Source organism: Blautia sp. MSJ-36 (genome assembly GCF_018917985.1).
GTDB lineage: Bacteria > Bacillota > Clostridia > Lachnospirales > Lachnospiraceae > Blautia_A.
Genome location: NZ_JAHLPQ010000053.1, coordinates 1 through 4580 on the forward strand (window position 1 = coordinate 1; position 4580 = coordinate 4580).

8 protein-coding genes are annotated in these 4580 nt (G+C 36.0%); 4 read left to right on the forward strand and 4 right to left on the reverse strand.

Going from position 1 to position 4580, the window contains the following annotated elements:
- Positions 1-528 precede the first annotated feature (528 nt).
- The gene (locus KQI39_RS16980; protein WP_015541278.1) at positions 529-801 is read right to left on the reverse strand and encodes a helix-turn-helix domain-containing protein; all 273 of its coding nucleotides are present in this window, start codon (positions 799-801) and stop codon (positions 529-531) included.
- Entirely contained in the window at positions 788-1225 is a 438-nt protein-coding gene (locus tag KQI39_RS16985) for an RNA polymerase sigma factor (protein WP_005426505.1), read from the reverse strand. The genes KQI39_RS16980 and KQI39_RS16985 overlap by 14 nt, the downstream gene beginning before the upstream one ends.
- Before the next feature lie 504 nt (positions 1226-1729).
- Here KQI39_RS16985 and KQI39_RS16990 point away from each other — a divergent pair.
- A complete protein-coding gene (locus tag KQI39_RS16990; RefSeq protein ID WP_015524620.1) occupies positions 1730-2089 on the forward strand; it encodes a helix-turn-helix domain-containing protein in 360 nt (119 codons plus the stop codon).
- Between the two features lie 63 nt (positions 2090-2152).
- Here the strand turns inward: KQI39_RS16990 and KQI39_RS16995 are convergent, their stop codons facing one another.
- Positions 2153-2488, reverse strand: a complete 336-nt coding sequence (locus KQI39_RS16995; protein ID WP_005426510.1) for a hypothetical protein — start codon at positions 2486-2488, stop codon at positions 2153-2155.
- Positions 2489-2659: 171 nt separating this feature from the next.
- On the opposite strand from KQI39_RS16995, the gene KQI39_RS17000 reads away from it, so the two are divergent.
- The 3 genes from KQI39_RS17000 to KQI39_RS17010 all read left to right on the forward strand — a co-directional run bounded on the left by KQI39_RS17000 (position 2660) and on the right by KQI39_RS17010 (position 3516).
- Positions 2660-2923, forward strand: a complete 264-nt coding sequence (locus tag KQI39_RS17000; protein WP_015541275.1) for a helix-turn-helix domain-containing protein — start codon at positions 2660-2662, stop codon at positions 2921-2923.
- Positions 2924-3017: 94 nt separating this feature from the next.
- The gene (locus KQI39_RS17005) at positions 3018-3191 is read left to right on the forward strand and encodes a hypothetical protein (RefSeq protein WP_005426514.1); all 174 of its coding nucleotides are present in this window, start codon (positions 3018-3020) and stop codon (positions 3189-3191) included.
- The gene (locus KQI39_RS17010; protein ID WP_195983065.1) at positions 3178-3516 is read left to right on the forward strand and encodes a type II toxin-antitoxin system RelE/ParE family toxin; all 339 of its coding nucleotides are present in this window, start codon (positions 3178-3180) and stop codon (positions 3514-3516) included. Before KQI39_RS17005 ends, KQI39_RS17010 begins: the two co-directional genes overlap by 14 nt.
- A gap of 47 nt (positions 3517-3563) precedes the next feature.
- Here the strand turns inward: KQI39_RS17010 and KQI39_RS17015 are convergent, their stop codons facing one another.
- Entirely contained in the window at positions 3564-3923 is a 360-nt protein-coding gene (locus tag KQI39_RS17015; RefSeq protein ID WP_019162150.1) for an MmcQ/YjbR family DNA-binding protein, read from the reverse strand.
- Between the last annotated feature and the right edge of the window lie 657 nt (positions 3924-4580).

The following is a 4580-nucleotide window of genomic DNA, read 5'->3' on the forward strand; positions in this document are numbered from 1 at the left end:
AACGAATCAATATCTTTCAAAAGAACGATATTTTCACCAAGGGGGACGTCTACCCTTTTTTAGCCAGAAAATAAGAGCAATTTTTTTCATTTAACTATTGACATTTATTAGCTGGACTTTTCTCTTTGGACAAAACATTTTTATCTGCCCATGACAATTTACAATTTTATACACTGTCATCGGCAGATAAAATTACAATACAGGTGGCAGTTCAGTACTCTGCCCACATCGGTTTTGCACCGTCATTAAATATGACCAGATTTTTTCTGGAAGTATCATTATCACAGATATGCTTCGTCGCCCTGTGCAGCTGCTACACATTTTGTCAAATTCTTCTCGCTCCATACCTTTACTTCAATGTTATATTTCAGCATTTCCTCGTATTTACTCCATTAACAGAGCAGATATATCATGGCGGATTTACCTAGTGGCTCTACATATCTTCACGTCCTGTATGTAAAACAATATACAATTTTCAAGGTACAAAAATTCCTGAAGGGGAAAAGGAATCTATATTAAATACTCCCTTTACTGATTACTTTTCCTTACATATGATTTCGTATCAAATCCCAAGGTCTTAGTAATCAGTTTTGCTTCCAGGCGTTGACGCAGAGTTTCATCTACACAGTAATGCACCTGTCCAAATTCGTCAAACATTTTTCTGGTAGCCAAAACTGTTATGTACCCTTCATAATGCTTCAACACTGCCTGGATTGCCTCAGTATCACCAGTTGATGCTGCCTCAATAACATGGAATGGCAGCAAATCAAATGCGCATTTCTGTTTTTTACTTTTTTTCATTTGCAGATTCCTCCATATTTTTTCTCATCAGTTCCAGTGATCGTCTACGATGCTCATTAATTGTGCTGCGTACAAGATTCATTTCTCTGGCAATGTCTGCATCACTCATATCCATAAAATATGATAATAACACAACATTCCTTTTCTTTTCAGTAAGTGTCTGCAGTGCTTCAGCAATCAATGCATCTTTGACTTCTATGTCGTAACCCAGGACCTGAAAACGATGTGTTTCCATTTCATGCTCATCCATTATAAAAAGTCTGCTCAACTCCTTTTCTGATAATTCTGACAACATCACTTCATACTTCTGGCGATATGCCATATGCTTTTCATAATTAATAACTTCACTTTTCAATGCCAGCTTGCACAGAGAATCAAACTGATGTCTGACTGTCTGCTCATCTTGAAAAGAGGATTGCTCCATAAGAGTTCACCTCCTTCCCCGCCGGTAGGCAATAAGCAAAGTTCTTGCTTCCCCTTCACACATATCCCAAACGGATGAGTGCATTTGTCGGGGTGTGGGAAGAAATTTTTAAAAAATTTCTTAATAAATACGAGAAAATTGTTTTTCCTGTATTTTGAGGTATATAAAAAACGTCCTAATGGGTAGTTTTTAGCCCATCGGACGCTATTTATATCAAAAGATAATATTTTGCCATCATTTTTTGTGGCATATAATTCACTTTTTGAGGTAAAGAAATTTATTTGCTTTTTTGAACTATTTATCTATTTCATCCGTCACGTAATGACGGATATGATACCAGACAATAAAATTCTTAATCTTTCCCATACCTCCGGATCTGTTTTACGGAAATTCAGAATTTTATATGTCTTTTAAAAAGTGAAATATCACCCTCTTTTTTAGTGAAATATTAGTTCATTTTCTTTCAATAAAGGGAACTATACACTAAACATGGAGGTGTATCATATGCCAAAACAAACAGATAAAGAACTGGGATTGTTTTTTAAGAACGCCCGACACGAGCAAAAATTGACTTATGAAGAATTAGCTGAAAAAGCAGAAATGTCCAGCCGATATTTAAAGGAAATTGAAAATGGGGGCCGAGTTCCCAGTTTTCATAAAATCAGAAAACTGGTACGCGCTTTAAATGTTCCTCCTGAACCATTGTTTTATCCAAACAATCATACAGATAATCTTGATTATCAACGCCTGCTCATGTACCTGTCAAAATGCAACGATGAGCAAATTACCGCTATCCTTGCCATCGTAGAAGCATACCTGCGCACATACAAAATTCCTACAGACCACGATAAACAAGATCCCTGAAATTCATTTGAATTCTATCTGAATTATTCTGAAGAAGCGGTATGGTTTCCCATACCGCCACTCTTAACGTGCATATTTTTCTATCATTCTCTTAACATTCGTGGATTTCTTTATTGCCCCTATATTAATAAGAAACTCAACTACATCCATCATTCCCTGGTAATAAGCCCGCTGCTCCTCTTCATAATGGAAATGTTCTAACTGATCCAGATATTTATTCCAGAAATTCTGCTCACGCTCTGGGATTTTTTCCAGATGTAGTGGCAGCTTCTTTTGTATTTGTTTCAAATTCTTCTCTGCTTCTTTCCATTCTTCCGGCTGTACTGTATATTCTCTTTCTCCGGAGTCACAGCGCAATTCCTCAAATAAATTCGATACTGCTTCATAAAATTCATTCATCTTCTTTCCACCTCTCATTAGAATTATTTCTCATTACAGGCAGCATTATCATTTTCTTATTTCAAAAATCAAATAAACTTTCCAAAAATTTCATCTTTAGAAGTATAGTAACAATATTTTTCCTTAAAATCAATAATAATACTTCATCTTTAGAAACTTTTGAGGATCAGAATGATTATTTATTGGGATAAAAAAACGAACAGTAAAAACAGAATAGGACAACGGGTAAAAGAATTACGAAAGGCTCATAATCTTACTCAGAAAACACTCGCTGCCAAATTACAACTTGCAGGATATGATTTTAATGATCTGGCAATCCTGCGAATTGAACAAGGCACACGTTTCGTTCCCGACTACGAAGTTGTCGCACTGGCCGAAGTATTTAATGTTTCCTGTGAATATCTTCTTGGTCTGACGGACGCTCCTGCAAAATAATTCAATTGTATTGCTGCCCATTCTATGCTAAACTATGGATAGATACTTCTGAACAACATACACTATTTATAAACCGTATGATTGGAGTGATTTCATGGAATTAACAAAAAAAGTCCCTACAACCGATAAAAACCAGGAAAACAATCATCTTCTCCGCATGTTAGACCGGGGAATTGATGATATGGAAGCTGGTCGTGAATTGCCACTGGAAGATGCTTTTCGCAAAATCACAGAATTAAGGGATGCACGAAGAAATGCAAGAATATAAAATTATTTTAACCTGGGAAGCAATTTACGATGTCACAGACATTGCAGATTATATTGAAGAAGAATTCGGCCAGCAACATGCTGACCGTTTTCAATCTGATTTGAAAGAACAAATGCAGAATTTAAGTCAGTTCAGTACTGCCTTTCCCCGAACTCAAATTCTGTACAGAGGATATTCCATACATAAAAGATCTTTTCCGCCATCTATTATTTTTTATATTATAATGGAAGAAACAAAAGAGATTCATATTCTCCGAGTGCTGCGCCATGAACGAGATTGGGAAAATATCCTGTTGCAAAGATCAACTTATACATATCCAGAATGAATACCTGGGAGCCGATCAGAGATTTTTCTGAAAGGCTTCCTTTTTTATTACTTCCCACTGTCAATTAAATCATAACTCATATCCAGAAAATCCAGCGTCTTAGCTTCACTGACAGAATCATCCAAAAGAATCGTAATCCAGTGTTGCTTATTCATATGATACCCCGGTAAAAATCCATACGTTTGAATAATCATCCCAACCAGATCAGGATCACATTTTACATCCAGGATGTCAATGTTTCCATCTTCTTCTAATCCCAGTATTTTCTTTTCCACTACCATAATTATAGCATACCATTTTCCATTTTTATGTCGAAGCACCGCAGAATCAGGATCTTTTTTCCATAAATATTCCGGTTCAGTTCCATATTGCTCTTTTACATATTGAAAAATTTCTTCACGTTTCAAATTTATCCCTCACTTACGATTTCTTTCTCTGATTATACGCTATCAGGATTGTATTCTCAACCACTTCTCACAGTTCTATTTATGTTTTATAGCTTTTGCATAGCCTGCTTTGCAGGCTACACCCCAAAAGAAGCAAGCACTGCCAGTGTCATGACACCTGGCTCATTTTGTCAAATTCCCTTTCCGGTTCATTCTACCAAAATGTATCAGGGAGTATCCCTGGCCCTCTCATATTTTATAATTTCTTAATTTGACGCTTCCGCCTACTCCTGTTAAAATAAACTGTAGACACATCTATCCAAAACATCATACAGTCAAGTAATATAACTGTCATAACCGAACTGGTTAGACAGTTTTTTTGTACTCTTTTTTATAGAAAAAAACGAATTGGAGGATTTCAATGAGCAAACGTACCAGAATTCATCCCGTACAATTTTATTTGAATGATGACGAACAATACATTTTAGAAGAAAAATATCGTCTTTCCAGGATGAAAAGCAAATCTGCCTTTCTACGGAAAATGATCTTATATGGTAAGCGCTTAATTTTCAGGTATTACCAGAAAAATATCCGACTACTTTTCAGCAGTCGGAGTACCTTGACAATTCACATATAATTGATTATTCGTTGGAGTTTTCTACCAGTCGTTTGAGTTCT

Excerpts from the sequence above, each read along its gene's own strand:
- KQI39_RS16980 (WP_015541278.1), bottom strand. The coding sequence starts at position 801 with ATGAAAAAAAGTAAAAAACAGAAATGCGCATTTGATTTGCTGCCATTC.
- KQI39_RS16985 (WP_005426505.1), bottom strand. The coding sequence starts at position 1,225 with ATGGAGCAATCCTCTTTTCAAGATGAGCAGACAGTCAGACATCAGTTT.
- KQI39_RS16990 (WP_015524620.1), top strand. The coding sequence starts at position 1,730 with ATGCCAAAACAAACAGATAAAGAACTGGGATTGTTTTTTAAGAACGCC.
- KQI39_RS16995 (WP_005426510.1), bottom strand. The coding sequence starts at position 2,488 with ATGAATGAATTTTATGAAGCAGTATCGAATTTATTTGAGGAATTGCGC.
- KQI39_RS17000 (WP_015541275.1), top strand. The coding sequence starts at position 2,660 with ATGATTATTTATTGGGATAAAAAAACGAACAGTAAAAACAGAATAGGA.
- KQI39_RS17005 (WP_005426514.1), top strand. The coding sequence starts at position 3,018 with ATGGAATTAACAAAAAAAGTCCCTACAACCGATAAAAACCAGGAAAAC.
- KQI39_RS17010 (WP_195983065.1), top strand. The coding sequence starts at position 3,178 with ATGCAAGAATATAAAATTATTTTAACCTGGGAAGCAATTTACGATGTC.